Below are 905 nucleotides of genomic sequence, written 5' to 3'. Positions count from 1 at the left end.
CCCGGGGCCGGTGCGCGCCGGAAGCGGCTTCGGGGAAGAACGGGGGCGGGACGACGGGCGGGACATGGGCGCGGGCCGGTGCCGGGGCCGTCACCGCCCGCCCCTCGTCGACCCTGCGACCCAACTCGCGGGCGTCGTGGGGGCGGTCCTCCGGCTCCTTGGCGAGCAGGTCGAGGATGATCCGGTCGAGGTACTCGGGCACCTCGTCACGGTGGCTGCGCGGGGGCGCCGGCGCTGTGTCGCGGTGGCCCATGAGTACCGCCCAGGCGTCGTCGAGGTCGAACGGCGGCACGCCGGTGACAATTTCGTAGAGCACGCAGCCGAACGAGTAGAGGTCGCTGCGCCGGTCGACCTGACCGCCGATGATCTGTTCCGGCGACATGTAGTGCGGGGTGCCCATCGCGATGCCGGTGCCGGTGAGGCGGGAGGTGAAGGTGACGTCCCGGCCCAGGCGCGCTATGCCGAAGTCGCAGATCTTCACGGTGCCGTCGGTGAGCAGCATGATGTTGGCGGGCTTCAGGTCACGGTGCACGATGCCCTGGAGGTGGGTGTGGGCGAGGGCGGAGGCCACCTGGCCGGCGATCTCGACGACCGTGGGGACGGCCAGCGGATGGTGCCGGTTGTCCTCCAGGAGTTGGCTGAGGTTGCGGCCCTCCAGTAACTCCATGACGAGGAACAGCACTCCGTCGGACTCGCCGAAGTCGTGGACGACGGTCACGCCCCGGTGCTGAAGGGCCGCCGCGACGCGCGCCTCGCGCCGGAACCGCTCCCGCAGGACCCGGGTGACGGACTGGTCGGGCTGGGCGGTCAGTGGTTTCAGGCACTTGAGCGCGACCTGCCGCCCCAGGGACTCGTCTCTCGCCCGCCAGACCTCCCCCACCCTGTCTCTTAAACCAAACTTACGC

1 protein-coding gene is annotated in these 905 nt (G+C 70.7%); it reads right to left on the bottom strand.

What is annotated here, in order from left to right:
* The coding region (locus P1P70_RS45145) for a serine/threonine-protein kinase (RefSeq protein WP_319248366.1) at positions 1-880 on the bottom strand (880 nt) is incomplete at its 3' end.
* Positions 881-905 lie beyond the last annotated feature (25 nt).

Source organism: Streptomyces sp. MB09-02B (assembly GCF_033794485.1).
In the GTDB taxonomy this organism is placed as follows: domain Bacteria; phylum Actinomycetota; class Actinomycetes; order Streptomycetales; family Streptomycetaceae; genus Streptomyces.
Note: the sequence above shows the minus strand (reverse complement) of the source record. Positions and strands in the feature narration are given on the sequence as shown.